This window comes from Citrobacter sp. wls708, assembly GCF_005281255.1.
Taxonomy (GTDB): domain Bacteria; phylum Pseudomonadota; class Gammaproteobacteria; order Enterobacterales; family Enterobacteriaceae; genus Citrobacter; species Citrobacter werkmanii.
The window spans coordinates 189,275-214,871 of sequence record NZ_SZXE01000016.1 but is presented as its reverse complement, the minus strand read 5'-3'; the positions used below and the strand labels follow the sequence as shown (position 1 = coordinate 214,871).

Here is a 25,597-nt window from a genome sequence, read left to right as displayed (position 1 = left end):
AAACTTACACAATACATGTAACAGGATGATTGACCACATGACAAATCAACCAACGGAAATTGCCATTGTCGGCGGGGGGATGGTCGGCGGCGCGCTGGCGCTTGGACTGGCGCAGCATGGATTTACGGTAACGGTCATTGAACATGCCGTTCCCGCGCCGTTTGTGGCTGATGGACAGCCCGATGTCAGAATTTCCGCCATTAGCTCCGCCTCGGTGTCGTTGCTGAAAGGGCTGGGGGTCTGGGATACAGTTCAGGGTATGCGCAGTCATCCTTACCGTCGTCTGGAAACGTGGGAATGGGAAAATGCCCATGTAATGTTTGATGCCGCCGAGCTTAAGTTACCTTTGCTGGGTTATATGGTGGAAAACACGGTTCTGCAACAGGCACTCTGGCAGGCGCTGGAAGCCCACCCGAAAGTCACGCTGCGCGTACCGGCGTCATTGATCTCTCTGCATCAGCATGATGATCGTCACGAGCTTGAACTGGCTGGCGGTGAGAAAATCAGCGCGAAGCTGGTGATCGGCGCGGACGGCGCAAATTCTCAGGTGCGGAAAATGGCCGGGATTGGTATTCATGCCTGGCAGTACGCGCAGTCCTGCATGTTAATCACCGTACAATGCGAGAACGCACCTGGCGACAGCACCTGGCAACAATTCACGCCTGACGGTCCGCGCGCATTTTTACCGCTGTTTGATAACTGGGCCTCGCTGGTGTGGTATGACTCACCGGCGCGTATCCGCCAACTGCAGGGTTTGGGCATGTCGCAACTGCAGGTGGAGATCGCCAAACACTTCCCGTCGCGACTCGGCAACGTTACGCCTGTGGCGGCGGGGGCATTCCCGCTTACGCGTCGTCACGCGCTACAATATGTCCAGCCAGGTCTGGCGTTGGTGGGCGATGCCGCGCATACCATTCATCCGCTGGCGGGGCAGGGCGTTAATCTGGGGTTCCGTGATGTGGATGCGCTGATTGACGTGCTGGTTAATGCGCGCAGCTACGGTGAATCCTGGGCCAGTCAGCCGGTACTGAAGCGCTATCAGAATCGTCGTATGACTGATAATTTCATTATGCAGAGTGGGATGGATCTGTTCTACGCCGGATTCAGCAACAACCTGCAGCCGCTGCGTATCATGCGTAATCTCGGGTTAATGGCCGCAGAGCGCGCAGGCGTACTGAAACGTCAGGCCTTGAAGTATGCGTTAGGATTGTAATTCAGGCAGGCCTACGGGGGAAATACGTAGGCCTGATAAGCGGAGCGCCATCTGGCGATAAACGCAGAAAAGCAAAAAGCTCGCCGAAGCGAGCTTTTTTAATATGGCTGGGGTACGAGGATTCGAACCTCGGAATGCCGGAATCAGAATCCGGTGCCTTACCGCTTGGCGATACCCCAACGGGCGCACCCACAATGTGGACGACTTTTGAAATTGGCTGGGGTACGAGGATTCGAACCTCGGAATGCCGGAATCAGAATCCGGTGCCTTACCGCTTGGCGATACCCCAACAATATTTTGGCTTTACCGAACGAGTCGATACGTCCTTAATATGGTGGCTACGACGGGATTCGAACCTGTGACCCCATCATTATGAGTGATGTGCTCTAACCAGCTGAGCTACGTAGCCTGATACTATTATATTCTTCGATGGCTGGGGTACCTGGATTCGAACCAGGGAATGCCGGTATCAAAAACCGGTGCCTTACCGCTTGGCGATACCCCAACGGGCGCACCCACAATGTGGACGACTTTTGAAATTGGCTGGGGTACGAGGATTCGAACCTCGGAATGCCGGAATCAGAATCCGGTGCCTTACCGCTTGGCGATACCCCAACAATATTTTGGCTTTACCGAACGAGTCGATACGTCCTTAATATGGTGGCTACGACGGGATTCGAACCTGTGACCCCATCATTATGAGTGATGTGCTCTAACCAGCTGAGCTACGTAGCCTGATACTATTATATTCTTCGATGGCTGGGGTACCTGGATTCGAACCAGGGAATGCCGGTATCAAAAACCGGTGCCTTACCGCTTGGCGATACCCCAATGACCGTTGCGGTGAACCGCTATATCGAAGAAAAAATGGCTGGGGTACCTGGATTCGAACCAGGGAATGCCGGTATCAAAAACCGGTGCCTTACCGCTTGGCGATACCCCAATGACCGTTGCGGTGAACCGCTATATCGAAGAAAAAATGGCTGGGGTACCTGGATTCGAACCAGGGAATGCCGGTATCAAAAACCGGTGCCTTACCGCTTGGCGATACCCCAATGACCGTTGCGGTGAACCGCTATATCGAAGAAAAAATGGCTGGGGTACCTGGATTCGAACCAGGGAATGCCGGTATCAAAAACCGGTGCCTTACCGCTTGGCGATACCCCAATGACCGTTGCGGTGAACCGCTATATCGAAGAAAAAATGGCTGGGGTACCTGGATTCGAACCAGGGAATGCCGGTATCAAAAACCGGTGCCTTACCGCTTGGCGATACCCCATCCGTGCAACGCTTACGGGTGAATGGTGCGGGAGGCGAGACTTGAACTCGCACACCTTGCGGCGCCAGAACCTAAATCTGGTGCGTCTACCAATTTCGCCACTCCCGCAAAAAAGATGGTGGCTACGACGGGATTCGAACCTGTGACCCCATCATTATGAGTGATGTGCTCTAACCAGCTGAGCTACGTAGCCATCTTTTTTTCGCGTAACCTTATCGGCGTTGCGGGGCGCATTATGCGTATTGAGCCTTGAAGCGTCAACCCCTTTTTCATTGAAAATAGCTGGAATGTGACTGTTTGGTTAGGTTGCGAACAGCATGGCGCAATATTCGGCAATTATTAGTTATTAATTGTTTTTTTGCACAGAAAACAGACATAAAAAAAGAGCCCCGTAGGGCTCTTTTCTAAGGATTAACTTATTTATAAGCGGACTGATGTACGCCAACCGCACGACCAGAGGGATCGTTCATGGTTTTAAACGCTTCATCCCATTCAATCGCTTTGGCGGAAGAACAGGCTACTGATGGTCCGCCAGGCACGCATTCCGCCGCGCTGGCAACCGGGAACAATTCTTCAAAAATCTCACGGTACAAATACGCTTCTTTAGACGATGGCGTGTTGTAAGGGAAACGGAAGCTGGCGGTTTCCAGTTGTTGGTCAGAAACTTGCTCAGCAGCCACCTCTTTCAAGGTATCGATCCAACTGTAACCGACACCATCAGAGAACTGCTCTTTCTGACGCCATGCGACGCTGGCAGGCAGGTAAGATTCAAAACATTCGCGCAGCACATGTTTTTCCATTTTGCCGTTGCCGCACATTTTATCCTGCGGGTTGATGCGCATCGCCACATCAAGGAATTTCTTATCCAGGAAAGGCACGCGAGCTTCCACACCCCAGGCAGACATCGCTTTGTTGGCGCGGGCGCAGTCGAACATATGCAGCGCCTGCAGCTTACGCACGGTTTCTTCATGCAGCTCTTTCGCGTCTGGCGCTTTGTGGAAATAGAGATAGCCGCCGAATACTTCGTCAGAGCCTTCACCCGACAGCACCATTTTAATGCCCATCGCTTTAATTTTACGCGACATTAAGTACATCGGCGTTGAGGCGCGGATCGTTGTGACATCGTAGGTTTCGATGTGATAAATCACGTCGCGGATAGCATCCAGACCTTCCTGTACGGTGAAGTGGATCTCATGGTGCACGGTACCCAGATGGTTCGCGACCTCTTGCGCGGCTTGCAGATCCGGTGCGCCTTCCAGGCCGACGGCGAAGGAGTGCAACTGTGGCCACCAGGCTTCGCTACGTTCCTGATCTTCAACACGGCGCGCCGCGTATTTTTTCGTAATCGCGGAAATGACCGAGGAATCCAGACCACCGGACAACAGTACACCATAAGGAACATCTGACATCAGATGGCTTTTCACCGCATCTTCCAGCGCCTGACGCAGCTCGTTTTTATCGGTCACGTTGTCTTTGACCGCATCGTAATCAAACCAATCACGCTGATAATACTGACGAATTTCGCCGTCCTTACTCCACAAATAGCTACCGGCCGGGAATTCTTTGATTGTGCGACATACCGGAACCAGGGCTTTCATTTCAGACGCGACGTAGAAGTTACCGTGTTCGTCGTAACCCATATACAGTGGGATGATCCCGATGTGATCGCGACCAATCAGATAAGCGTCCTGTTCGCTGTCGTACAGGGCAAAAGCAAACATGCCTTGTAGGTCATCCAGGAACTCCGGGCCTTTTTCCTGATACAGCGCGAGGATAACTTCGCAGTCTGAACCGGTCTGGAACTGATAGCGATCGCCGTATTCCGCGCGCAGCGCCTGATGGTTATAAATTTCACCGTTAACCGCCAGGATATGCGTTTTCTTCACGTTGTACAGCGGCTGAGCACCGGCATTGACGTCGACGATGGACAGACGTTCGTGCGCCAGAATGGCGTTATCACTGGCGTAAATACCTGACCAGTCCGGGCCGCGATGGCGCATCAGACGAGATAATTCCAGGGCTTTTTTACGCAGTTCAACTGCGTCAGTTTTAATATCGAATACGCCAAAAATAGAACACATAACCTTCTCCGTTAACCTGTTGCGTGATGCTTTTTATGTTTGCTTGATAAAGAAAATGCCGCAAAGCGGGAGAGGGCGCAAGCGAATTACGGTGCGGAAAATAAAAAACGCAATGGTCATTGCTGATTGGTGAAAAAAGATTACGTAATGAGCGCTATTATTGATGAATCAGCAGTGAAAAGATGAATTTATTGAATGGGTGTGTTTTTCAGGCCGGATAACTTGCAGGTATTGTTATCCGGCCAAAGAGATTAAATGACGTCTATCTCAGCAACGGATGGATAAATCCAGCTCGGTCTGAACGGCATGCTGTCGATGTCGTCAAGCGTTGAGACGCCAGACAATACCAGAATGGTTTCCAGACCGGCCTGGAAGCCCGCCAGAATATCGGTACGCAGGTTATCGCCAACGATAACGGTCTCTTCCGAGTGCGCCTGCATTTTGTTGAGCGCCGCGCGAATAATCCACGGGCTGGGTTTGCCGACATAAAACGGCTTACGGCCAGAGATTTTCTCGATACCGGCGCACAGTGCACCGCAGGCGGGATAAAAGCCGCGGCCGTGAGTATCCGGGTTTGTGGCGATGAAACGCGCGCCGTTAGCGACAAAATATGCTGCTTTATGCATCATGTCCCAGTTATAGGAGCGCGTCTCGCCAACAATCACAAAATCGGGGTTCACGTCGGTAATGGTAAACCCGGCTTTATACAGCTCATGAATTAACGCGCCTTCACCTACCACGTAGGCTTTTTTGCCTTCCTGGCGACGAAGAAAATCAGCGGTAGCCATGGCGGAAGTATAAAAGACGCTATCGGGGACATTCACTCCCGCGGTGGCGAAGCGGTTTGCCAGATCTTGCCCGGTCTGTGAAGGGTAGTTAGTCAGCAGAACTAACGGCAGGCCTTTTTCCAGGATCCCGGTCAGAAATTCTGCCGCACCCGGTACGGCGACATTGTCGTGCATCAGCACGCCGTCGATATCACAAATTACATTCTTAATGGTCATGAACAACCCAGGGAATTAGTTATGAGTCTTATAGTAATCCACTACTATATGAGAGCATTAGTTTTCCAGCAAACGTTGCAGCAATGTCCCGTTGAGCATCGCGCGCTTCACCAGCGCAAAGGCGCCAATGGCGGAACGGTGATCCAGCGTGGAACGAACCACCGGTAAATTGTGGCGAAACGCTTTCAACGCCTGCGTGTTGATACAGCTTTCTATTGCAGGCAGCAGCACTTTATCTGCCTCAGTAATTTCGCCTGCAATGACGATTTTTTGTGGGTTAAACAGGTTGATGGCGATGGCGATGGTTTTACCCAAGTGGCGACCAACGTGTTCAATCACTTCTGCTGCCAGGTTATCGCCCTTATTTGCCGCCTTACAGATAGCTTTAATATTGCAATCATCCAGCGTGAGTCGGCTGGGATAACCCTGTTTCAGTAAGTTTTGCACGCGGTGCTCGATAGACGCATTGGCGGCAATGGTTTCCAGACAGCCGAAGTTACCGCAGTGACAGCGCTCACCCAGCGGTTCAACCTGAATGTGACCAATCTCGCCCACGTTGCCATTGCGACCGATGAAAATTCGGCCATTGGAAATAATTCCCGCCCCGGTTCCGCGGTGAACTCGCACTAAAATGGAGTCTTCGCAATCCTGGCTTGCCCCGAAATAGTGCTCGGCCAGCGCCAGGCTGCGGATATCGTGACCGACAAAGCAGGTAACCTTAAAGCGTTTTTCGAGCGCCTCGACCAGCCCCCAGTTTTCGACCTGAATGTGCGGCATATAGCGAATGACGCCGCTTTCAGGATCAACCAGGCCGGGCAAGATGACGGAAATCGCAATCAGCTCGCGGATTTTCCGCTGGCAGCTGTCAATAAAAGTGGCAATGGTGTTGAGCAGCGCATACTCCAGCGTTTCCTGGGTGCGCTCCGGGAGAGGGTAATGCTCTTCGGCGACCACTTTACTGCTCATATCATAGAGCGTGAGCGTCGTGTCGTGACGGCCCAGACGTACGCCAATGGCGTGGAAATTGCGGGTTTCGGTGACGATAGAGATAGCGCGGCGGCCCCCGGTGGAGGCCTGCTGATCGACTTCTTTGATCAGCCCGCGTTCGATCAACTGACGCGTAATTTTGGTTACGCTGGCGGGGGCAAGCTGGCTTTGCTCGGCAATTTGAATACGCGAGATTGGCCCATGCTGGTCAATCAGGCGATAAACCGCCGCGCTGTTAAGCTGTTTTACGAGATCAACATTACCTATTTGAGCTTGTCCGCCTGGTGTCATTCTTTCTCTTACTCAGTAACGACCTCGTTGCCATTAACGATGGTCTTGATGATTTTAAAGTCGTGCGTAAACGCAGTCAGGTTGGCTACTTTGCCTGGCGCGATGCTGCCGAGTCGTTTGTCGACGCCAATGGCGCGAGCAGGGTAGAGCGTTGCCATGCGTAACACTTCGTCGAGAGCGATATTCGCATGTTCGACCAGATTGCGTACGCCTTCAATCATGGTTAATGATGAACCGCTCAATGTACCGTTCTCATCAACGCACAATCCATTCCGGTAGTATATTGTTTTACCAGCGAAAATGAACTGTTCAATATTGGCACCTGCTGGCGCGGTCGCGTCGGTGACCAGGCACAGCTTGTCGCCTTTCAGGCGCTTGGCATTACGGATGTTAACGTAGTCAACATGCAGACCATCAGCGATGATACCGCAATAAATATCGGCTTCGTCAAGAATAGCGCCCGCCAGGCCCGGTTCGCGGCCCGTTATATAAGGCATGGCGTTAAACAGATGCGTTGCAAAGGTAATCCCTGCGCGGAAGCCGATTTTGGCCTCTTTTACCGTCGCATTGGAGTGACCGGCGGAAACCACGATACCTGCATTTACCAGTTTGGTGATGACCTCTACCGGGACCATTTCTGGCGCCAGCGTCACTTTGGTTATCACGTCAGCATTATCGCACAGGAAATCAACCAACGCAGCGTCCGGTTGACGGACAAATCCTGGATTATGGGTGCCTTTTTTCACCAGATTCAGCCACGGACCTTCCAGATGAAGTCCTAATGCCTGATTCGGGTGTTTCGCCAGGTATTCACGCATGACGCGAACGCCTTGTTTCATCAGATCATCGCTGGTGGTGATAAGCGTAGGCAGATAGTTGGTGCAGCCTGATTTTTCATTGGCTTTCTGCATGATTTCCAGCGTTTCGACGGTCACGGCTTCTGCCGTATCGTTAAACTGTACGCCACCGCAGCCGTTTAGCTGTACATCGATAAAACCGGGGGAAATAATGGCCCCATTCAGTGAGCGTTGTTCAATTCCTGACGGTAACTCAGCCAGTGGGCAAACGCTGTCAATCAGGCCATTGGCGACAACAATCGCATGGTCATCAAGAATTTCGTGACCGGTAAAGATCCGGCCCTGGGTTAAAGCATACATTCCGACCCCCGATTTCAAAAAATGCCGCCCTGCAACTTATCGACAGGGCGGAGACATCAATTACAGACCTTTAATATTTTCCGCTTCTAACTCGTTAAAGTATTTCAGCGTTTTCACTTTCAGTTCCATGGTGGAAGGCTCATCGCACACCACAACGGCTTTTGGATGCAACTGCAGACAGCTGATGGTCCACATGTGGTTAACATTGCCTTCAACGGCGGCTTGCAGCGCCTGCGCCTTCTGGTGACCCAGTACCAGGATCATCACCTCTTCGGCATCCAACAGGGTGCCCACGCCCACGGTCAGGGCATATTTAGGCACCTGGCTTACGTCGCCGTCAAAGAAGCGTGAGTTAGCAACACGCGTGTCGTGAGTCAGCGTTTTGATGCGGGTACGGGAAGCCAAAGAAGAGGCTGGCTCGTTGAACGCGATGTGACCATCGTTGCCTACACCGCCCATAAACAGGTGGATTTTACCGTAAGAACGGATTTTTTCTTCATACTGACGGCATTCTGCATCAATATCCGGCGCGTTACCATTGAGGAGGTTGATGTTTTCTGCTGGAATATCAACGTGATCAAAGAAGTTACGATGCATGAAGCTGTGATAGCTTTCCGGATGCTCTTTCGGCAGGCCAACATATTCGTCCATATTGAAAGTAACAACATGCTTGAAGCTCACCTGGCCCGCTTTATGCATTTCAACCAATGCCTTATAAGCTGTCAGCGGAGTACCGCCCGTCGGCAGGCCCAGAACGAACGGGCGATCTGCCGTTGGTTTGAACGCGTTAATACGGTTAACGATATGGCGAGCAGCCCATTTGCCGACTTGTTCAGCGGTATTCAGGGGGATCAGTCTCATTCTTCACCTCAAAAGTAAATGTAAGCAATTGGCGGATTGAGTCTCTGTGCAGTATTAAGCGTAACCTGGTTTTGCATCGGTAAGGATCAATCCGTTTCGATTTTTTGAATGATAAAATAAGTTTTCGTAGTTAGCCAGTGAAAGGGAGGGTTAATAACGATATTTGGTGACTGGAATCACAAAAAACACGCGTTTAATTTGCGATACGAATTAAATTTTCACACACTCAGAATGTAGATGAATGGTTAATATCGTTGATCCAGAATCTTGCTGTCAGGAATGGTCGCACAATAAAAATATGGCTTCAAAGAAGCCTAATCGGGGTCTCGTAGGGGGAATAAAATGAATATTTTAGGTTTTTTCCAGCGGCTGGGTAGGGCGTTACAGCTCCCCATCGCTGTGCTGCCAGTCGCGGCACTGTTGCTGCGATTCGGCCAACCAGATTTACTAAACGTACCTTTTATCGCGCAAGCGGGTGGGGCTATCTTCGATAACCTGGCGCTGATTTTCGCTATCGGTGTGGCTTCCAGCTGGTCAAAAGACAGCGCGGGTGCGGCAGCGCTGGCAGGTGCGGTCGGTTATTTCATATTGACCAAAGCAATGGTTACCATTAACCCGGCCATCAATATGGGTGTACTGGCGGGTATCATCACCGGTCTGGTTGGCGGTGCGGTGTATAACCGTTGGTCTGGTATCAAACTGCCTGACTTCCTGAGCTTCTTTGGCGGCAAACGCTTCGTGCCGATCGCCACTGGCTTCTTCTGTCTGGTGCTGGCTGCTATCTTCGGTTACGTGTGGCCGCCGGTGCAGAACGCCATCCATGCGGGTGGTGAGTGGATCGTAGGCGCTGGCGCGTTGGGTTCCGGTATTTTTGGTTTCATCAACCGTCTGCTGATCCCAACCGGTCTGCATCAGGTTCTGAATACCATCGCCTGGTTCCAGATTGGCGAATTTACTAACGCCGCTGGCACCGTTTTCCACGGTGACATCAACCGCTTCTATGCGGGTGATGGCACTGCGGGTATGTTCATGTCTGGTTTCTTCCCGATCATGATGTTTGGTCTGCCGGGTGCGGCGCTGGCGATGTACTTCGCTGCTCCGAAAGCGCGTCGCCCGATGGTTGGCGGTATGCTGCTGTCCGTTGCGATCACCGCGTTCCTGACCGGTGTTACCGAGCCGCTGGAATTCCTGTTCATGTTCCTGGCGCCACTGCTGTATCTCCTGCACGCACTGTTAACCGGTATCAGCCTGTTCGTTGCGACGCTGCTGGGGATCCACGCGGGCTTCTCCTTCTCCGCAGGTGCTATCGACTACGTGTTGATGTACAACCTGCCGGCAGCAAGTAAGAACGTCTGGATGCTGGTCGTGATGGGTCTGGTCTTCTTCGTCATCTACTTTGTGTTGTTCAGCGCGGTTATTCGTATGTTTAACCTGAAAACGCCGGGCCGCGAAGATAAAGAAGACGATATCGTTACAGAAGAAGCGAACAGCAATACTGAAGAAGGTCTGGCTCAACTGGCAACCAGCTACATTGCTGCGGTTGGCGGTACCGATAACCTGAAAGCGATTGATGCCTGTATCACCCGTCTGCGTCTGACTGTGGCCGATTCTGGTCGCGTAAACGATGCGATGTGTAAACGCTTAGGCGCATCGGGTGTCGTTAAGCTGAACAAACAAACTATCCAGGTCATCGTAGGTGCGAAAGCGGAATCCATCGGCGACGAAATGAAGAAAGTTGTGGCGCGTGGCCCGGTTGCGGCAGCGTCTGCTGAAAGTGCACCAGCAGCAGCGGCCCCGGTGGCAAAACCGCAGGCTGTAGCGAACGCAGTCATCGTTGAAGCGCTGGTTTCTCCGATTACCGGTGACGTCGTTGCGCTGGAGCAGGTTCCTGATGAAGCCTTCGCCAGCAAAGCGGTAGGCGATGGCGTTGCGGTGAAACCAACGGATAAAATCGTGGTTGCTCCGGCTGCGGGCACTATCGTGAAAATCTTCAACACCAACCATGCGTTCTGTCTGGAAACCGTTAAAGGCGCGGAAATCGTAGTCCATATGGGTATCGATACCGTCGCGCTGGAAGGTAAAGGCTTTAAACGCCTGGTTGAAGAAGGTGCGGAAGTGACGGCGGGTCAACCGATTCTGGAAATGGATCTGGATTTCCTGAACGCCAATGCACGTTCCATGATTAGCCCGGTTGTGTGCAGCAACAGCGATGATTTCGGCGCTCTGGTCATTAAAGCCGAAGGTCATGTGGTTGCCGGTCAGACACCACTGTATGAGATTAAAGGTAAATAACTGCTCCTGAGTAAAGTGAGTTAAATGCCTTAAGCGGCGGGGGATATTCCTCCGCCGCTTTTTTTTGCAGCAATTGGCCCCAATATTTTCGATTGATACATATTTTGCGTAACTAAAGGTTGTCAGTCTGCCTGGCTTATAAGATCATATTCCGTTATACGTTGTTTACGCTTTGAGGAATCCACGATGAGTGAGGCTGAAGCCCGCCCGAGTAACTTTATTCGTCAGATCATCGATGAAGATCTGGCCAGTGGTAAGCACACCACGATCCATACCCGTTTTCCGCCGGAGCCAAATGGCTATCTGCACATTGGCCACGCGAAATCCATTTGTCTGAACTTTGGTATTGCGCAAGATTACCAGGGCCAGTGCAACCTGCGTTTTGATGATACGAACCCGGTTAAAGAAGATATCGAGTACGTTGAGTCGATTAAAAACGACGTTGAATGGTTAGGTTTCCACTGGACTGGCGACATTCGCTACTCGTCGGATTACTTCGATCAGCTTCATGCCTATGCGGTAGAGCTTATTAATAAAGGTCTGGCGTACGTTGACGAACTGTCAGCGGACGAAATTCGCGAATACCGCGGTACGCTGACTCAGCCGGGTAAAAACAGCCCGTTCCGCGATCGCAGCGTCGAAGAGAACCTCGCGCTGTTCGAAAAAATGCGTACCGGTGGCTTTGAAGAAGGTAAAGCCTGCCTGCGCGCGAAAATCGACATGGCGTCGCCGTTTATCGTGATGCGCGATCCGGTGCTGTACCGTATTAAGTTCGCTGAACACCACCAGACCGGCAACAAGTGGTGCATCTACCCGATGTACGATTTTACCCACTGCATCAGCGATGCGCTGGAAGGCATTACCCACTCGCTGTGTACGCTGGAGTTCCAGGATAACCGTCGTCTGTATGACTGGGTGCTGGACAACATCACCATCCCGGTTCACCCGCGTCAGTATGAATTCTCGCGCCTGAATCTGGAATACACCGTGATGTCCAAGCGCAAGCTGAACCTGCTGGTGACCGACAAGCACGTTGAGGGCTGGGACGATCCGCGCATGCCGACCATCTCTGGCCTGCGTCGTCGCGGTTATACCGCGGCCGCTATCCGTGAATTCTGCAAACGCATTGGCGTGACCAAGCAGGACAACACCATTGAGATCGCCTCTCTGGAATCCTGCATTCGTGAAGATCTGAATGAAAACGCGCCGCGCGCGATGGCGGTTATCGATCCGGTGAAACTGGTTATCGAAAACTACCCGCAGGGCGAGAGCGAAATGGTGACCATGCCTAATCATCCGAATAAACCGGAAATGGGCAGCCGTGAAGTGCCGTTCAGCGGTGAAATCTGGATCGACCGCGCTGACTTCCGCGAAGAAGCGAACAAGCAGTACAAGCGTCTGGTGATGGGCAAAGAAGTACGTCTGCGTAATGCTTACGTGATCAAGGCCGAGCGTGTAGAGAAAGATGCGGAAGGGAATATTACCACCATTTTCTGCACTTACGATGCCGATACTCTGAGCAAAGATCCGGCCGATGGTCGTAAAGTAAAAGGTGTTATTCACTGGGTCAGTGCGGCACATGCGTTACCGATTGAAATCCGCCTGTACGATCGTTTGTTTAGCGTACCGAACCCAGGTGCGGCAGAGGACTTCCTGTCCGTGATTAACCCGGAATCCCTGGTGATTAAACACGGCTACGGCGAGCCATCGCTGCAGGCCGCGGTCGCAGGCAAAGCGTTCCAGTTTGAACGTGAAGGTTACTTCTGCCTTGACAGCCGCTACGCTACGGCTGACAAGCTGGTGTTTAACCGCACCGTTGGTCTGCGCGATACGTGGGCTAAAGCGGGCGAATAAGCCGCAACACATCCTGTCTAAACGCCGCTTCATGCGGCGTTTTTTTTACGCCAAAACGTTTTCCAGGCTCCATTTGCGGAGCGAATTAATTACATGCCTGTAATAATGAATCGGCTGAATGTTTTTACCTTTAAATAACTTACCGCAATATGAAATGGGCTGAAACCGATTTCATCCCCATGGAAAACAAGCGGTTTTTTCTTTTTTTCAACGCTTTTTTATCTCCCGATGAAAATGTAACAGAAAGCAATGAAATATGTGCGGTTGCTCATACTATTACATACTCGTTACAGAAAGAGATTGATAATTCGCGTCGCGAAAAATAGTCTATTCATTGTAGTCACTGAGGTTTTCTTAGCGCTACTTTTTTAATTTTTGTTTTTTCGCTGACCGCTTTTATCGGCAGCATTTTTATGTCAAAGAGGATTAACATATGCGTACGTTTAGTGGCAAACGTAGTACGCTGGCGCTGGCTATCGCCGGTATCACAGCAATGTCGGGTTTCGTTGTCGCTCCCCAGGCTCACGCCGAAGGTTTCATTGATGACTCCACTTTAACCGGCGGCATCTATTACTGGCAGCGTGAGCGTGACCGTAAAGATGTCACCGATCATGACAAATACAAAACCAACCTTTCTCACTCCACATGGAACGCCAACCTCGACTTCCAGTCCGGTTATGCGGCGGATATGTTTGGTATTGATATTGCAGCATTCACCGCGATTGAAATGAACGAAAGTAGCGAAAGCGGCCATCCAAACGAAATCGCATTCTCTTCAAAAAATAAAGGCTATGACGAAGATTACTCCGGCGATAAGAGCGGAATTAGCCTGTATAAAGCAGCAGCCAAATTTAAATACGGCCCAACCTGGGCACGCGCAGGTTACATTCAACCAACCGGGCAGACGCTATTGGCTCCGCACTGGAGCTTTATGCCTGGTACTTATCAGGGTGCCGAAGCCGGTGCCAACTTCGACTATGGTGATGCCGGCGCACTGAGCTTCTCTTATATGTGGGCCAACGAATATAAAGCGCCGTGGCACACCGAAGTCGATAAATTCTATCAGGCCGATAAAAAGACCAGCGTAGATTACCTGCACTCAATCGGCGCGAAATATGACTTCAAAAATAACCTGTTGCTGGAAGCGGCATTTGGTCAGTCTGAAGGCTACGTCGATCAGTACTTCGCGAAAGCCAGCTACAAATTCGATTTAGGCGGTAACCCGTTTACCACCAGTTATCAGTTCTACGGCGCGCGCGACAAAGTTGATGACCGCACCGTGAACGATATTTATGACGGCACGGCCTGGCTGCAGGCGTTGACCTTCGGCTACAAAGTGGCGGAAGTGGTTGACCTGCGACTGGAAGGGACCTGGGTTAAAGCGGACGGGCAGCAGGGGTACTTCCTGCAGCGTATGACCCCGACCTACGCCTCATCAAACGGTCGTCTGGATATCTGGTGGGACAACCGCTCCGACTTCAACGCCAACGGCGAAAAGGCCGTCTTCTTCGGTGCAATGTATGACCTGAAGAACTGGAACCTGCCGGGTTGGGCAGTCGGTGCGTCCTACGTTTACGCCTGGGATGCCAAGCCATCTACCTGGCAGCTCAATCCGGATGCGTACTACGACAAAAACCGGACTATCGAAGAGTCTTCTTACAGCCTGGATGCGGTCTATACCCTGCAGGACGGTCGTGCGAAGGGCACCATGTTTAAACTGCACTTCACCCAGTACGACAACCATTCAGACATTCCGAGCTGGGGCGGTGGTTATGGCAACATCTTCCAGGATGAACGCGACGTGAAGTTCATCGTTATTGCTCCGTTCACCATCTTCTAATGCCAACAGCGGCAGACCAGACGTCTGCCGCTCCGTTGAGGAAAGTGCTATGAAAAAACTGATACTCATCGCCATTATGGCATCAGGGCTGGTGGCTTGTGCGCAATCCCCTTCGCCGAAAGAAGACAGTCGCCTGAAAGAAGCCTACAGCGCGTGTATTAACACCGCGCAAGGATCGCCGGAGAAAATTGAAGCCTGCCAAAGCGTGCTGAATGTGTTGAAGAAAGAAAAGCAGCACCAGCAGTTTGCTAATGAAGAAAGCGTACGCGTACTGGATTATCAGCAGTGTATCCAGGCCACGCGCACGGGTAACGATCAGTCCGTTAATGCTGATTGTGACAAGGTCTGGCAGGAAATTCGTAGCAAGAACGCTGCGCAGTAATTCGAAAAATGCTACGGGCGGAGAATTTTCCGCCCGTTTGCTTTTCAGAGCTTATGTTCCACTGGTTGATAGCCCCGACTCAGTCGGACAAACAGCATTGCCGTGGCGGCGAGTCCACAAAGTGCTGCGCACATCAGCCACCATCCAGGTGAGCTTTTATCCCCGGTTAGCTGGACCAGCGCCGTGGATATGACTGGTGTAAGGCCGCCAAAAATCGCCGTGGCAAGACTGAATGCCAGTGAAAAGCCCACCGTACGGACATAGACAGGCATCACCTCGGTGAGTGCCGCGACCATTGCCCCGTTGTACATGCCAAAAAAGAACGAGAACCAAAGCAGGACCAGCGTCATGCGCATGAAGTCTGGCGCGGCGGTGAGCCAGTGCATTACCGGCCAGGTGGTAAGCAGTGCCAGTACGGTAATCCCCATCAATACCGGACGACGACCAATTCGGTCAGATATCGCCCCGCCAATCGGCAGCCAAATAAAGTTAGAAATACCGACCAGCATGGTGACTACCAGGCTATCGCGCGCGCTCAGGTGGAGTACGGCCCTGCCGTAGGTTGGGGTGTAGACGGTAATAAAGTAAAACGTCGTGGTGGTCATCGCTACCAGCAGCGTACCCGCAGCGATCAGACGCCAGTTTTTGATGATAGTGGTGAAAATTTCCCTGGTGTCGGGACGGTGCGTACGTTGTAAAAATGCGTCTGTTTCCTGAAGCGAACGGCGCAGGACGAAGATCAACGGAATAATCATACAACCAATAAAGAACGGAATGCGCCAGCCCCATTCAGAGATCTCATCGTGCCCCAGTGTGGCATTCAGAGCGTAGCCAATCAGCGCCGCCACCACAATGGCGACCTGTTGGCTGGCGGACTGCCAACTGGTGTAGAAACCTTTATTGTCAGGCGTGGCGATTTCAGAAAGATAAACCGAAACGCCTCCCAGCTCTACGCCCGCAGAGAAGCCTTGCAATAATCGACCGACTAATACCAGCACAGGGGCCAGCAGGCCAATGCTTTGGTAACCGGGAACCAGGGCAATCAGCAGGGTACCGCAGCCCATGATCGCCAGCGTCACCATCAGTCCTTTACGGCGACCAATTCTGTCGATGTAAGCACCCAGCACGATTGCGCCAACGGGCCGCATTAAAAAACCCGAACCGAAAACCGCAAAGGTCAACATGAGCCCGGCAAATTCACTCTCCGCGGGGAAGAACGTCTTTGCGATATAGGTGGCGTAAAACCCGAACAGAAAAAAGTCGAACTGTTCGAGAAAATTACCGCTGGTTACCCGCAGTATTGCGCCGAAAGTTCCGGCGCGCGATGGTTGTTGTGTCATTGGGTTTGCTCCACTGTCTTATCATAATATTTATAGAGGTAAGAGTTTGCGGGTTAGTCGCCTGTGACCCCCGCTTGTTTGCCGCGCCGTTTCTCAATCGCCCACTTGAGTAAGGCTGCGCAGCGGTAAAATCCGTGGGCAAATTTTCCGTAAGGAATGGTCAGAAAAAGCGCCATGACCACGCCGAGATGAATGGCCAGTAAAATAGCCATCCATGAGGTGTCTCTTCCCGCCAGCAGCGCCAGACCGGTCAGACTGGTCAGCAGCAGCAGCAAAATAAAACCGCGATCCATCGGTTTTTGCCGTGCGTCGCCGTGTAGCGGTGAGCGTTTAAGATTCAGCCATAGTAAGCCAGCCGGGCCGACAACCAGACCAATGCCGCCCAGCGTGCCCAGCATCACCGGAACGCTGAAGAACGGGTAGGGCGCTTCTATGCCTGCAAAGTAGTGATAGCCTGTAGCCACCACGGTGGCGGCAAAGCAGAGCATAAAACCGTAGAAGGTAAAGTGGTGGAAACGGCGGCGCATCAGGGTGAAAGCATCATCCGCTTCGTTACAACCTTTGCCGTGGCCACCATCGAGATATTTCAGCGTCAGCGCATCGTGTGAGGCTTCAGCAATCTCGGCGGAACGCGGCATACCCGGAGAGATCTCGCGCCAGAAGCGGATCACGCCCGCCATCAGCAAACCGATCGCCAGAATAAAGACCGAACCAAACATCCAGGCCAGCAGGTTATGCGGGAAAATTTGATAGAAATCCCCGGCCAGCGGAGGATGGAATAGTGAACCTTTCAAACCTATAGCGAGGAGTAAAAACAGGATCAGACCGAAAACCAGCGCCAGCGTCACGGTTACGCCCGCGCGACGATAAAGCGCGCCAAAGGCGGCGGGTTGCGTATAATGCTGATAAGTTTCGAGCCGGACCTCCGCCATCGCCTTCGGTACGTTGATGGCAAATTCATGAGGCGGGGCATACTGACACGCGTGCAGGCAAGCGCCGCAGTTATGGCACAAGTTCGCCAGATAGTTGATATCCGCTTTACCGAATTCCAGACGTTGCGTCATCGCCGGGAATACGGCGCAAAAGCCTTCACAATAGCGACAGGCATTGCACACCTGCATCACACGTTCAACTTCAGCTTCCGGTTCGGTGATAATTTGCGCTTCGATGATCAGTTTCTCAAGCTGCTTCATGACGTGTCTCCTTACGTGCGGCCAGCGCGGCTTCTTTTCCGGCAATGCGGCCAAAGGTGGTGCCGATCGACATCCCCACGCCTGCGGTGTAGCCCTTGCCCAACACGTTGCCCGCCATCATCTCTCCGGCGACGAACAGGTTACGGCTTGGAAGCCCGGCAAAATGCACAGCGGCGTGTTCGTTCACTTTTAACCCAAGATAAGTGAAGGTGATCCCTGGTCGCAGGGCATAGCCGTAGTATGGCGGCTGGTCAAGCGGTCGCGCCCAGTGCGTTTTCGCGGGTAGCAAATCTTTGGTGGCGCAGTTATCCAGAACGGTGTGGTCGAACTGACCTGGCTGGCAGGCGTTGTTGTATTGCGTCACGGTGTGGGTAAAACGTTCGGCATCCAGTCCTAACTGAAGAGCCAGCTCTGCCAACGTATTGGCCTGCGCGCCGGGAAAGACCGGCGGCATAAAGTGGCCAATAGCTTTACTGTCGATGATGGAGTAGCCAATCTGCCCTGGCTGTTGAGCGACCAGACGTCCCCAGATGGCGTAGCGTTTGGGCCAGAAATCTTCACCTTCATCATAAAAGCGCTCAGCGTCCCGGTTCACCACTATACCGAGCGAGACGCAGTCCACGCGGGTGCAAATCCCGCCGTCATATAATGGCGCTCTGGCATCAATGGCCACGCAGTGTGACTGGGAGGGATCGCCGATAATGTCGGCTCCGGCATCCATCATAAATTTGAGCAGTACGCCCTGGTTAAAGCGCGTGCCGCGAATCAGGAAGTTATCCGCTGGCCATTCGCCGCGCTCGTTCTCTCCCCATGCTTCTCGTAGCCATTCGCGGTTAGACTCAAAACCGCCAGCGGCAAGCACGCAGGATTTAGCGGTGATGCGCTCTTCGCCTGCCAGCGCCGCCACGAACTCGCCATTACGCAGTTCAAGCGCCTGAACCGGGGTGTTATAGCGGATCTGCACTCCCAGCTTTTCTGCGCTGCGATAATAGGCATTCACAAGGGCCTTTCCACCGCCCATAAAAAAGGCGTTGGTTCGCGCCACGTGTAAAGCGCCAGAGAGAGGAGGTTGAAAGTTAACGCCGTGCTGGCGCATCCAGTCGCGGCATTGTGAAGAGGTACGGATCACCAGACGCGCCAGCGCTTCGTTGGTATTCCCTTCCGTGACGCGCCACAGATCTTGCCAGAATTCTTCTTCAGGATAGCTGTCCACCAGCACATCCTGCGGCGCATCATGCATACAACGTAAATTACGCGTGTGTTGGGAGTTTCCTCCGCGCCATTCCCGGGGGGCCGCTTCGAGCAGGAGTACCGAAGCTCCTTGCTCCCGGGCGGTCAAGGCAGCACATAACGCGGCATTACCACCACCAATCACCAGAACATCAACCATCGTATACTCCATTACCATTTAACTATTTGTTAAATTTGTAATTGAAATGTATACGCACAGCTTGTGCGGGCGCTATGATGTGGTGCTAAACAGTACTTTAGTTATTGTAAAGAGTAGCGCCAGGCCAGCTTCCTGCTTCCACCAGTTGATGCATAACTTTCGTCAGCACCACACGGGCGGCAAGGCCTGCCGGGGTAAGTTCATCGTCAGAGAGGCTGACCAGAAAGTTAGGGCGGCTAAGTATCGGATTATAGACGCCGATCACTCTTAGAGTTTCTTTATCGAGATGGGAGATCGCCGCACCGGGCTGAAGAGTGGCGCCAATGCCACTGCGTACGGCGCGCATCAGTAACGCCAGACCATCAATTTCAGTAGCGATCTCAATATTTAGCGCGTGTTCCTGGCAGATGGCATCCAGCCTGCCGCGCAGACCATGTCCCGGGCTTGGCATGATCAATGGAATATTTGCCAACTGGGCTGGAGCAATATTGTCGTCGACAATATCAGCCAATAGGGCATGGGTCCCAATCAAAAACAGCCGTTCTTCAAGAATCGGTCTGGCGCTCCAGCGCAGGATCTTTTCTTTTTGAAACACGACAGCCAGATCAATCTGGCGGGTATTAATCATTCGTTCCAGGTTGCCAGAGAGACTTTCCACCACATGCAGGCGAACATCAGCATAGCTTTCCCGCATGGCGTGAATAAATGGCATACCGAGAACGGAAGCGGTACTGGGGGCCATACCGACGCTGACGTGTCCGGAAAGTCGGGCCTCGCGCGCGGCGAGGATTGCATCGTCTGCATGCCGGAGCGCCAGCTGCGCCTGGGAGTAAAAAGCCAGTCCGGCGCTGGTGGGCGTCACACCGCGCGAGGTGCGTTGAAGCAGACGAATAGCAAGTTCGCTTTCCAGGCGCGTCATTTGCTGACTGAGTGCCGAAACACCGATATTGAGATCGAGCGCCGCGCTACCCATGCTGCCGGTTTCTACAATACGCACAAAATAGCGTAGTTGACGAAGTTCCATTTCAACTCTCCGAATGGCAATTGATTTTTACATTAAAGCAACATTGACGTAGAAGGAAGAGGGGGATGGTCAAATTTGGCCCATAAAAAAAGCCAACCGGATGGTTGGCTTTTCAGAAAGCGTCACATTATTTGCCGTCGTGCGCATGCTCATCTTCGCGGCAATCGCCTTCGGCGCAGTGGCCATAAAGATAGAGGCTATGGTTGGTTAAGCGAATACCATGTTTAGCCGCAATCTCACGCTGACGCGCTTCAATGGAATCATCGCTGAACTCGACCACTTTGCCGCAATCGAGGCAAATGAGGTGATCGTGGTGATGCTGTTGAGTCAGTTCGAAGACGGATTTACCACCTTCAAAATTGTGGCGGGTCACGATACCGGCATCATCAAACTGGTTCAGCACACGATACACGGTCGCCAGACCAATTTCTTCACCCATATCGATCAGGCGTTTGTATAAGTCTTCCGCACTGACGTGATGGTTATCCGGTTCCTGAAGAACTTCCAGAATTTTTAAACGAGGAAGCGTTACTTTCAGGCCAGCCTTCTTTAATGCGGTATTGTTGTCAGTCATGCGGAATCTGTCCTGTAGCTAAACGATTCACTTCATTAACAGAAGTGACAGAAATTGCACTTGAGAAATTGCGTATCATTATAGAACTGCCATGGTTAAATGAAAACAGCAAGTCTCTGGCATATATTGTTAATCAAAACGTGGTATCGCCGACAAACACACTGTGCAACACCCGATTGGCATCCAGCCATTGTACAGGGTCAGACGGAAAAGTTACAAATTTGTAGCAATTATTTTGATTGGTTTTATCTATTGATGCGGCGCAGATGAGGATCTGCGCCGCGCGAAATCAGGCATTGATGATTTCGTCGAGGTGCAGTTCTTCTGAGATCTGCTTAACCCATTTTTCTACGCGTTCAGCGGTCAGCTCCGGCTGGCGATCTTCATCGATAGCCAGACCGACAAAGTGGTCGTCGTCAGCCAGGCCTTTGGACGCTTCAAAGTGATAACCCGCCGTTGGCCAGTGACCGACGATGGTGGCGCCGCGTGGCTCAATGATGTCGCGAATTGTGCCTAACGCATCGCAGAAATATTCTGCGTAATCTTCCTGGTCGCCGCAGCCGAACAATGCAACCAGTTTGCCGTTAAAATCAATGTCTTCGAGGGTAGGGAAGAAATCGTCCCAGTCACACTGCGCTTCACCGTAGTACCAGGTTGGAATGCCGAGCAGCAGAATGTCATACCCTTCCAGGTCTTCTTTGCTGCTTTTTGCAATGTCATGTACATCGGCAACGTCTTTACCAAGCTGTTTTTGAATCATTTTTGCGATGTTTTCGGTATTACCGGTGTCGCTGCCGAAAAAGATGCCAGTGATTGCCATGAGTAAAATAACCTCTTGAAACTTATTGAAATGGTGGTGGCGCATTGCCCACGGATAAGGGCAATCATAGCAGAACAGTCAGGCATGCGGAAACAGCAAACACGCGGGACTGCACTCTGTGCTACACGATTTATGATTTATACCCGTCATACTTCAAGTTTCAGGTGCGTTGGCTGCGCTCACTTACCCGAATCACATACTACAGTAAGCTCATCGGGATGCGTTCATTTGCCGCATGATTCGGCCTTACGGCCTCCCCCCTTCGGGGCCAGCGCAAGCGCTGTTCAAAACGGCCGGGGCGTTTTGTCCTGCAACTCGAATTATTTAGTGTATAGAGCAGAAATTCAGACTATGCCTGACCGCGCAATGCGGTGAGTTGGGTCATCAGCATCTCTTCGATGAGTTCACTGCGACTCATGTTGCGCGCCTCGGCCAGCTCGTTTAACGCGTCAACGGCATCAGCGTTCAGTTTCAGTTCGACACGCTTAAGCCCGCGAACTTTGTCACGTTTAAGCTGATTACGTTTATTTATACGTAACTGTTCATCACGCGAGAGCGGATTAGTTTTGGGTCGTCCCGGGCGACGCTCCTGCGCGAACAGATCTAATGTCGTACGGTCCGTTTGTTCTTTGGCCATGATCTTGGTGACTTCGGGGAAACAATCAGCCAGGCGTCCGCCCGGATGGATAGCGCGCCATAATACATCAGCAGGAGAGGCACGCCAACGCCCACGCGCGTAATCGCGCACGGACGCTGAGTTTTTAATCAGTTAGCCGGTTCGTTCAGATAACGACGGATGGCCCGCAGCACTGCTTCAGGTTTTTCCGCATGTACCCAATGCCCCGCGCCTGCGATAACGTGCGCCCGAGCCTGCGGGAATTGTGCCAGTAGCTGCTCGCGATACGCTTCGGTGACATAAGGGGAGTTACCGCCTGGAATAAACAATGCCGGGTGCTCCCATGCCGGGAGGGTGTGCCAACCGACGATATTGGGATATTGATCCCATAATACGGGAACGTTAAAGCGCCACTCGCCGTCAACAAAGGATTTCAGCATAAACTGAATAACACCCTCTTCTTGCAGATGCTGGCGCATGACGCTTGCCGCTTGCTGGCGCGAGGACGCTTGTGCCTCGGTTACGGCATTGATTGCCGCAAAAATCTCATCGTGACGGCGCACATGATAGTCAACCGGCGCAATATCAATAGCCACCAGCCGATCAATACGATCAGGGGCTAACGCGGTTAACGCCATGACGGCTTTTCCCCCCATAGAGTGACCAATAAAGATCGCTTTTTCGATCTGTCGATCGTCCAGCGTATCCACCAGGTCTTGCGCCATGGCCGCATAATTCATCTCAGGCGATCGGGGCGAGAGGCCATGATTTCGCATATCGACCTGGATGATATCGTGATCGGCCACCAGGGAGCGTGCCAGGATCCCCAGGTTATCCAGGCTACCAAACAGGCCGTGAACCAGGACGATGGGAGAATTATTGTGCAGGTTTTGCGCAGATTGCGCTCGGATATTCAATTTCATGGCAAAGTTCTTTTTTTCACACTCACGGGTTAGGGTATCATGTTGACCATTCTGCCACAGGGCTGCAACAACTACGGTTACTCCGAGTTTTATCAGCCACCAGGCTTGACGCTATCCGCTGTTGGGATTTGCCTTTACACTACGCGTGTTAACCCAACAACTTGTATTCAGCTAAACACTGCACTGGATTAAGATGAAAACGATTGAAGTTGATGATGAACTCTATAACTATATTGCCAGCCATACCAAGCATATCGGCGAGAGCGCATCCGACATTTTACGGCGTATGTTGAAATTTTCCGCCGCAGCACAGCCTGTCACTCCGGTAGTAAAAGAAGTCCGCGCTGTGCAACCTGTCGTGGAAGCTAAGCCGGTTAACCCCGTAAAAGATAAAGTGCGCGCGATGCGTGAACTGCTGTTGTCCGATGAATATGCGGAACAGAAGAAAGCAGTAAATCGCTTTATGCTGGTGCTGTCTACACTCTATTCTCTGGATCAAAACGCATTCGCCGAAGCAACGGATTCGTTGCATGGCCGGACGCGCGTTTATTTTGCGGCAGATGAACAGACGCTGCTGAAAAATGGTAATCAAACCAAACCGAAACACGTGCCAGGCACGCCGTACTGGGTGATCACCAATACCAACACCGGCCGTAAATGCAGCATGGTGGAGCACATCATGCAGTCAATGCAATTCCCTGCGGAATTGATTGAAAAGGTTTGCGGAACAATTTAATCCTTGTATTAGAAGGACCAGGCAATGGCAATCCACAACCGTGCAGGTCAACCTGCGCAACAGAGTGATTTGATTAACGTCGCCCAACTGACGGCACAGTACTATGTACTGAAACCAACGGCAGGGAACGCTGAGCACGCCGTCAAGTTCGGTACGTCCGGGCATCGCGGCAGTGCAGGTCGTCATAGTTTTAACGAGCCGCATATTCTGGCTATCGCCCAGGCGATTGCTGAAGAACGTGCGAAAAACGGGATTACTGGCCCGTGCTTTGTGGGCAAGGATACCCACGCGCTGTCTGAACCGGCTTTTATCTCTGTGCTGGAAGTGCTGGCGGCGAATGGCGTTGATGTCATCGTGCAGGAAAACAACGGCTTTACGCCAACCCCTGCCGTGTCGAATGCCATCCTGGTCCACAACAAAAAAGGCGGCCCGCTGGCTGATGGCATTGTGATCACGCCGTCCCACAACCCGCCGGAAGATGGTGGCATTAAATACAACCCGCCAAACGGTGGTCCGGCAGATACCAACGTCACCAAAGTGGTGGAAGACAGGGCTAACGCGTTGCTGGCTGACGGTCTGCAAGGCGTGAAGCGTATGTCGCTGGACGCGGCGCTGGCATCGGGTCATGTGAAAGAGCAGGACCTGGTTCAACCGTTTGTGGAAGGACTGGCGGATATCGTCGACATGGCGGCGATCCAGAAAGCGGGTCTGACGCTGGGTGTCGATCCGTTGGGCGGTTCCGGTATCGAATACTGGAAGCGTATTGCGAAGCACTACAACCTGAACCTGACTATCGTTAACGACCACGTTGATCAGACTTTCCGCTTTATGCATCTCGATAAAGACGGCGCAATCCGTATGGACTGCTCCTCCGAGTGCGCGATGGCGGGTCTGCTGGCGCTGCGTGACAAGTTCGATCTGGCCTTTGCCAACGATCCGGACTATGACCGTCACGGTATCGTCACCCCGGCGGGGCTGATGAACCCGAACCACTACCTGGCGGTGGCGATCAACTATCTGTTCCAGCATCGTCCGCAGTGGGGCAAAGATGTTGCCGTCGGTAAGACGCTGGTTTCCTCGGCAATGATTGACCGCGTGGTCAACGATTTGGGTCGTAAGCTGGTGGAAGTGCCGGTCGGTTTTAAATGGTTTGTTGACGGTCTGTTCGATGGCAGCTTTGGCTTTGGTGGTGAAGAGAGCGCGGGCGCTTCTTTCCTGCGTTTCGACGGTACACCGTGGTCGACCGACAAAGACGGCATCATCATGTGCCTGCTGGCGGCAGAAATTACCGCTGTGACCGGTAAGAACCCGCAAGAACACTACAACGAACTGGCTGCTCGCTTCGGCGCGCCGAGCTACAATCGTTTGCAGGCGAGCGCGACCTCCGCGCAGAAAGCGGCGCTGTCTAAGCTGTCTCCGGAAATGGTAAGCGCCAGCACGCTGGCTGGCGACCCGATCACCGCACGTCTGACAGCGGCACCTGGCAATGGTGCTTCCATTGGCGGTCTGAAAGTGATGACTGACAACGGCTGGTTTGCCGCGCGTCCGTCAGGCACAGAAGACGCTTACAAGATCTATTGCGAAAGCTTCCTCGGCGAAGAACACCGCAAACAGATCGAAAAAGAAGCGGTTGAGATCGTCAGCGAAGTGTTGAAAAACGCGTAAACCCCAGGCCGGATAAGACGCTAACGTCACCATCCGGCATGAATAAAAAAGCCGGATAGCATGTATGCTGATCCG

General features: G+C 52.4%; 20 protein-coding genes and 13 tRNA genes. 7 read left to right on the top strand and 26 right to left on the bottom strand.

Features of this window, described 5'->3' with window-relative positions; all coding sequences use genetic code 11:
* Nucleotides 1–37: 37 nt before the first annotated feature.
* Nucleotides 38–1,213, top strand: a complete 1,176-nt coding sequence (gene ubiF / locus FDW97_RS10785) for a 3-demethoxyubiquinol 3-hydroxylase (RefSeq protein WP_137351033.1) — start codon at nt 38–40, stop codon at nt 1,211–1,213.
* 104 nt (nt 1,214–1,317) lie between these two features.
* Here the strand turns inward: ubiF and FDW97_RS10780 are convergent.
* From FDW97_RS10780 to nagB, 18 genes are all read right to left on the bottom strand, one after another.
* Nucleotides 1,318–1,392 (bottom strand) — tRNA-Gln (locus FDW97_RS10780).
* A 35-nt stretch (nt 1,393–1,427) separates the two neighbouring features.
* Nucleotides 1,428–1,502 (bottom strand) — tRNA-Gln (locus FDW97_RS10775).
* A gap of 43 nt (nt 1,503–1,545) precedes the next feature.
* Nucleotides 1,546–1,622 (bottom strand) — tRNA-Met (locus FDW97_RS10770).
* A gap of 21 nt (nt 1,623–1,643) precedes the next feature.
* Nucleotides 1,644–1,718, bottom strand: a tRNA-Gln gene (locus tag FDW97_RS10765).
* A 35-nt stretch (nt 1,719–1,753) separates the two neighbouring features.
* Nucleotides 1,754–1,828, bottom strand: a tRNA-Gln gene (locus FDW97_RS10760).
* Between the two features lie 43 nt (nt 1,829–1,871).
* Nucleotides 1,872–1,948 (bottom strand) — tRNA-Met (locus tag FDW97_RS10755).
* 21 nt (nt 1,949–1,969) lie between these two features.
* Nucleotides 1,970–2,044 (bottom strand) — tRNA-Gln (locus tag FDW97_RS10750).
* A 37-nt stretch (nt 2,045–2,081) separates the two neighbouring features.
* Nucleotides 2,082–2,156: transfer RNA gene (locus FDW97_RS10745), tRNA-Gln, on the bottom strand.
* Nucleotides 2,157–2,193: 37 nt separating this feature from the next.
* A tRNA-Gln gene (locus FDW97_RS10740) sits at nt 2,194–2,268 on the bottom strand.
* A 37-nt stretch (nt 2,269–2,305) separates the two neighbouring features.
* Nucleotides 2,306–2,380 (bottom strand) — tRNA-Gln (locus FDW97_RS10735).
* 37 nt (nt 2,381–2,417) lie between these two features.
* Nucleotides 2,418–2,492, bottom strand: a tRNA-Gln gene (locus FDW97_RS10730).
* 23 nt (nt 2,493–2,515) lie between these two features.
* A tRNA-Leu gene (locus tag FDW97_RS10725) sits at nt 2,516–2,600 on the bottom strand.
* Between the two features lie 8 nt (nt 2,601–2,608).
* Nucleotides 2,609–2,685, bottom strand: a tRNA-Met gene (locus FDW97_RS10720).
* 223 nt (nt 2,686–2,908) lie between these two features.
* Entirely contained in the window at nt 2,909–4,573 is a 1,665-nt protein-coding gene (gene asnB / locus FDW97_RS10715; RefSeq protein WP_038638793.1) for an asparagine synthase B, read from the bottom strand.
* A gap of 251 nt (nt 4,574–4,824) precedes the next feature.
* The gene (nagD, locus tag FDW97_RS10710; protein WP_038638796.1) at nt 4,825–5,577 is read right to left on the bottom strand and encodes a ribonucleotide monophosphatase NagD; all 753 of its coding nucleotides are present in this window, start codon (nt 5,575–5,577) and stop codon (nt 4,825–4,827) included.
* 57 nt (nt 5,578–5,634) lie between these two features.
* Nucleotides 5,635–6,855, bottom strand: coding sequence for an N-acetylglucosamine repressor (locus tag FDW97_RS10705; RefSeq protein WP_038638799.1), 1,221 nt, complete (start codon nt 6,853–6,855; stop codon nt 5,635–5,637).
* A gap of 8 nt (nt 6,856–6,863) precedes the next feature.
* Nucleotides 6,864–8,012 carry an N-acetylglucosamine-6-phosphate deacetylase gene (gene nagA / locus FDW97_RS10700; RefSeq protein ID WP_038638801.1) on the bottom strand — a complete coding sequence of 383 codons (1,149 nt, stop codon included), beginning with the start codon at nt 8,010–8,012 and terminating at the stop codon, nt 6,864–6,866.
* 60 nt (nt 8,013–8,072) lie between these two features.
* Entirely contained in the window at nt 8,073–8,873 is an 801-nt protein-coding gene (nagB, locus tag FDW97_RS10695; RefSeq protein WP_003022803.1) for a glucosamine-6-phosphate deaminase, read from the bottom strand.
* Nucleotides 8,874–9,215: 342 nt separating this feature from the next.
* Here nagB and nagE point away from each other — a divergent pair, with 342 nt between their 5' ends.
* The 4 genes from nagE (at nt 9,216) to chiQ (ending at nt 15,241) form a co-directional block, all read left to right on the top strand.
* Nucleotides 9,216–11,165 (top strand): PTS N-acetyl glucosamine transporter subunit IIABC, encoded by a 1,950-nt coding sequence (gene nagE, locus FDW97_RS10690; protein WP_137351032.1) that lies wholly within the window; start codon nt 9,216–9,218, stop codon nt 11,163–11,165.
* Nucleotides 11,166–11,351: 186 nt separating this feature from the next.
* Complete coding sequence (gene glnS, locus FDW97_RS10685; protein ID WP_038638804.1) at nt 11,352–13,019, top strand: glutamine--tRNA ligase; 1,668 nt, start codon at nt 11,352–11,354, stop codon at nt 13,017–13,019.
* Between the two features lie 433 nt (nt 13,020–13,452).
* Entirely contained in the window at nt 13,453–14,859 is a 1,407-nt protein-coding gene (gene chiP / locus FDW97_RS10675) for a chitoporin (protein WP_038638807.1), read from the top strand.
* Between the two features lie 49 nt (nt 14,860–14,908).
* Nucleotides 14,909–15,241: a ChiQ/YbfN family lipoprotein gene (gene chiQ, locus FDW97_RS10670; RefSeq protein ID WP_038638809.1), complete on the top strand. Its 333-nt coding sequence runs from the start codon at nt 14,909–14,911 to the stop codon at nt 15,239–15,241.
* Nucleotides 15,242–15,285: 44 nt separating this feature from the next.
* Here the strand turns inward: chiQ and FDW97_RS10665 are convergent, their stop codons facing one another.
* The 8 genes from FDW97_RS10665 to ybfF all read right to left on the bottom strand — a co-directional run bounded on the left by FDW97_RS10665 (nt 15,286) and on the right by ybfF (nt 23,121).
* Nucleotides 15,286–16,581 carry an MFS transporter gene (locus tag FDW97_RS10665; RefSeq protein WP_137351031.1) on the bottom strand — a complete coding sequence of 432 codons (1,296 nt, stop codon included), beginning with the start codon at nt 16,579–16,581 and terminating at the stop codon, nt 15,286–15,288.
* Between the two features lie 53 nt (nt 16,582–16,634).
* A complete protein-coding gene (tcuB, locus tag FDW97_RS10660; protein WP_137351030.1) occupies nt 16,635–17,774 on the bottom strand; it encodes a tricarballylate utilization 4Fe-4S protein TcuB in 1,140 nt (379 codons plus the stop codon).
* Entirely contained in the window at nt 17,761–19,164 is a 1,404-nt protein-coding gene (gene tcuA, locus FDW97_RS10655; RefSeq protein WP_137351029.1) for an FAD-dependent tricarballylate dehydrogenase TcuA, read from the bottom strand. Before tcuA ends, tcuB begins: the two co-directional genes overlap by 14 nt.
* A gap of 97 nt (nt 19,165–19,261) precedes the next feature.
* Entirely contained in the window at nt 19,262–20,188 is a 927-nt protein-coding gene (gene tcuR, locus FDW97_RS10650; protein ID WP_038638820.1) for a tricarballylate utilization LysR family transcriptional regulator TcuR, read from the bottom strand.
* A 127-nt stretch (nt 20,189–20,315) separates the two neighbouring features.
* A complete protein-coding gene (fur, locus tag FDW97_RS10645; RefSeq protein WP_003022836.1) occupies nt 20,316–20,762 on the bottom strand; it encodes a ferric iron uptake transcriptional regulator in 447 nt (148 codons plus the stop codon).
* 289 nt (nt 20,763–21,051) lie between these two features.
* The gene (gene fldA / locus FDW97_RS10635; protein ID WP_003022839.1) at nt 21,052–21,582 is read right to left on the bottom strand and encodes a flavodoxin FldA; all 531 of its coding nucleotides are present in this window, start codon (nt 21,580–21,582) and stop codon (nt 21,052–21,054) included.
* 349 nt (nt 21,583–21,931) lie between these two features.
* Nucleotides 21,932–22,219, bottom strand: a complete 288-nt coding sequence (gene ybfE, locus FDW97_RS10630) for a LexA regulated protein (protein ID WP_042310165.1) — start codon at nt 22,217–22,219, stop codon at nt 21,932–21,934.
* 128 nt (nt 22,220–22,347) lie between these two features.
* A complete protein-coding gene (gene ybfF, locus FDW97_RS10625) occupies nt 22,348–23,121 on the bottom strand; it encodes an esterase (protein WP_137351028.1) in 774 nt (257 codons plus the stop codon).
* A gap of 193 nt (nt 23,122–23,314) precedes the next feature.
* On the opposite strand from ybfF, the gene seqA reads away from it, so the two are divergent.
* Both seqA and pgm read left to right on the top strand, forming a co-directional pair.
* Nucleotides 23,315–23,857 (top strand): replication initiation negative regulator SeqA, encoded by a 543-nt coding sequence (gene seqA, locus FDW97_RS10620; protein ID WP_137351027.1) that lies wholly within the window; start codon nt 23,315–23,317, stop codon nt 23,855–23,857.
* A 24-nt stretch (nt 23,858–23,881) separates the two neighbouring features.
* On the top strand, nt 23,882–25,522 hold the full coding sequence (pgm, locus tag FDW97_RS10615; RefSeq protein ID WP_137351026.1) for a phosphoglucomutase (alpha-D-glucose-1,6-bisphosphate-dependent): 1,641 nt from the start codon (nt 23,882–23,884) through the stop codon (nt 25,520–25,522).
* Nucleotides 25,523–25,597 lie beyond the last annotated feature (75 nt).

Excerpts from the sequence above, each read along its gene's own strand:
- ubiF (WP_137351033.1), top strand. The coding sequence starts at position 38 with ATGACAAATCAACCAACGGAAATTGCCATTGTCGGCGGGGGGATGGTC.
- asnB (WP_038638793.1), bottom strand. The coding sequence starts at position 4,573 with ATGTGTTCTATTTTTGGCGTATTCGATATTAAAACTGACGCAGTTGAA.
- nagD (WP_038638796.1), bottom strand. The coding sequence starts at position 5,577 with ATGACCATTAAGAATGTAATTTGTGATATCGACGGCGTGCTGATGCAC.
- FDW97_RS10705 (WP_038638799.1), bottom strand. The coding sequence starts at position 6,855 with ATGACACCAGGCGGACAAGCTCAAATAGGTAATGTTGATCTCGTAAAA.
- nagA (WP_038638801.1), bottom strand. The coding sequence starts at position 8,012 with ATGTATGCTTTAACCCAGGGCCGGATCTTTACCGGTCACGAAATTCTT.
- nagB (WP_003022803.1), bottom strand. The coding sequence starts at position 8,873 with ATGAGACTGATCCCCCTGAATACCGCTGAACAAGTCGGCAAATGGGCT.
- nagE (WP_137351032.1), top strand. The coding sequence starts at position 9,216 with ATGAATATTTTAGGTTTTTTCCAGCGGCTGGGTAGGGCGTTACAGCTC.
- glnS (WP_038638804.1), top strand. The coding sequence starts at position 11,352 with ATGAGTGAGGCTGAAGCCCGCCCGAGTAACTTTATTCGTCAGATCATC.
- chiP (WP_038638807.1), top strand. The coding sequence starts at position 13,453 with ATGCGTACGTTTAGTGGCAAACGTAGTACGCTGGCGCTGGCTATCGCC.
- chiQ (WP_038638809.1), top strand. The coding sequence starts at position 14,909 with ATGAAAAAACTGATACTCATCGCCATTATGGCATCAGGGCTGGTGGCT.
- FDW97_RS10665 (WP_137351031.1), bottom strand. The coding sequence starts at position 16,581 with ATGACACAACAACCATCGCGCGCCGGAACTTTCGGCGCAATACTGCGG.
- tcuB (WP_137351030.1), bottom strand. The coding sequence starts at position 17,774 with ATGAAGCAGCTTGAGAAACTGATCATCGAAGCGCAAATTATCACCGAA.
- tcuA (WP_137351029.1), bottom strand. The coding sequence starts at position 19,164 with ATGGTTGATGTTCTGGTGATTGGTGGTGGTAATGCCGCGTTATGTGCT.
- tcuR (WP_038638820.1), bottom strand. The coding sequence starts at position 20,188 with ATGGAACTTCGTCAACTACGCTATTTTGTGCGTATTGTAGAAACCGGC.
- fur (WP_003022836.1), bottom strand. The coding sequence starts at position 20,762 with ATGACTGACAACAATACCGCATTAAAGAAGGCTGGCCTGAAAGTAACG.
- fldA (WP_003022839.1), bottom strand. The coding sequence starts at position 21,582 with ATGGCAATCACTGGCATCTTTTTCGGCAGCGACACCGGTAATACCGAA.
- ybfE (WP_042310165.1), bottom strand. The coding sequence starts at position 22,219 with ATGGCCAAAGAACAAACGGACCGTACGACATTAGATCTGTTCGCGCAG.
- ybfF (WP_137351028.1), bottom strand. The coding sequence starts at position 23,121 with ATGAAATTGAATATCCGAGCGCAATCTGCGCAAAACCTGCACAATAAT.
- seqA (WP_137351027.1), top strand. The coding sequence starts at position 23,315 with ATGAAAACGATTGAAGTTGATGATGAACTCTATAACTATATTGCCAGC.
- pgm (WP_137351026.1), top strand. The coding sequence starts at position 23,882 with ATGGCAATCCACAACCGTGCAGGTCAACCTGCGCAACAGAGTGATTTG.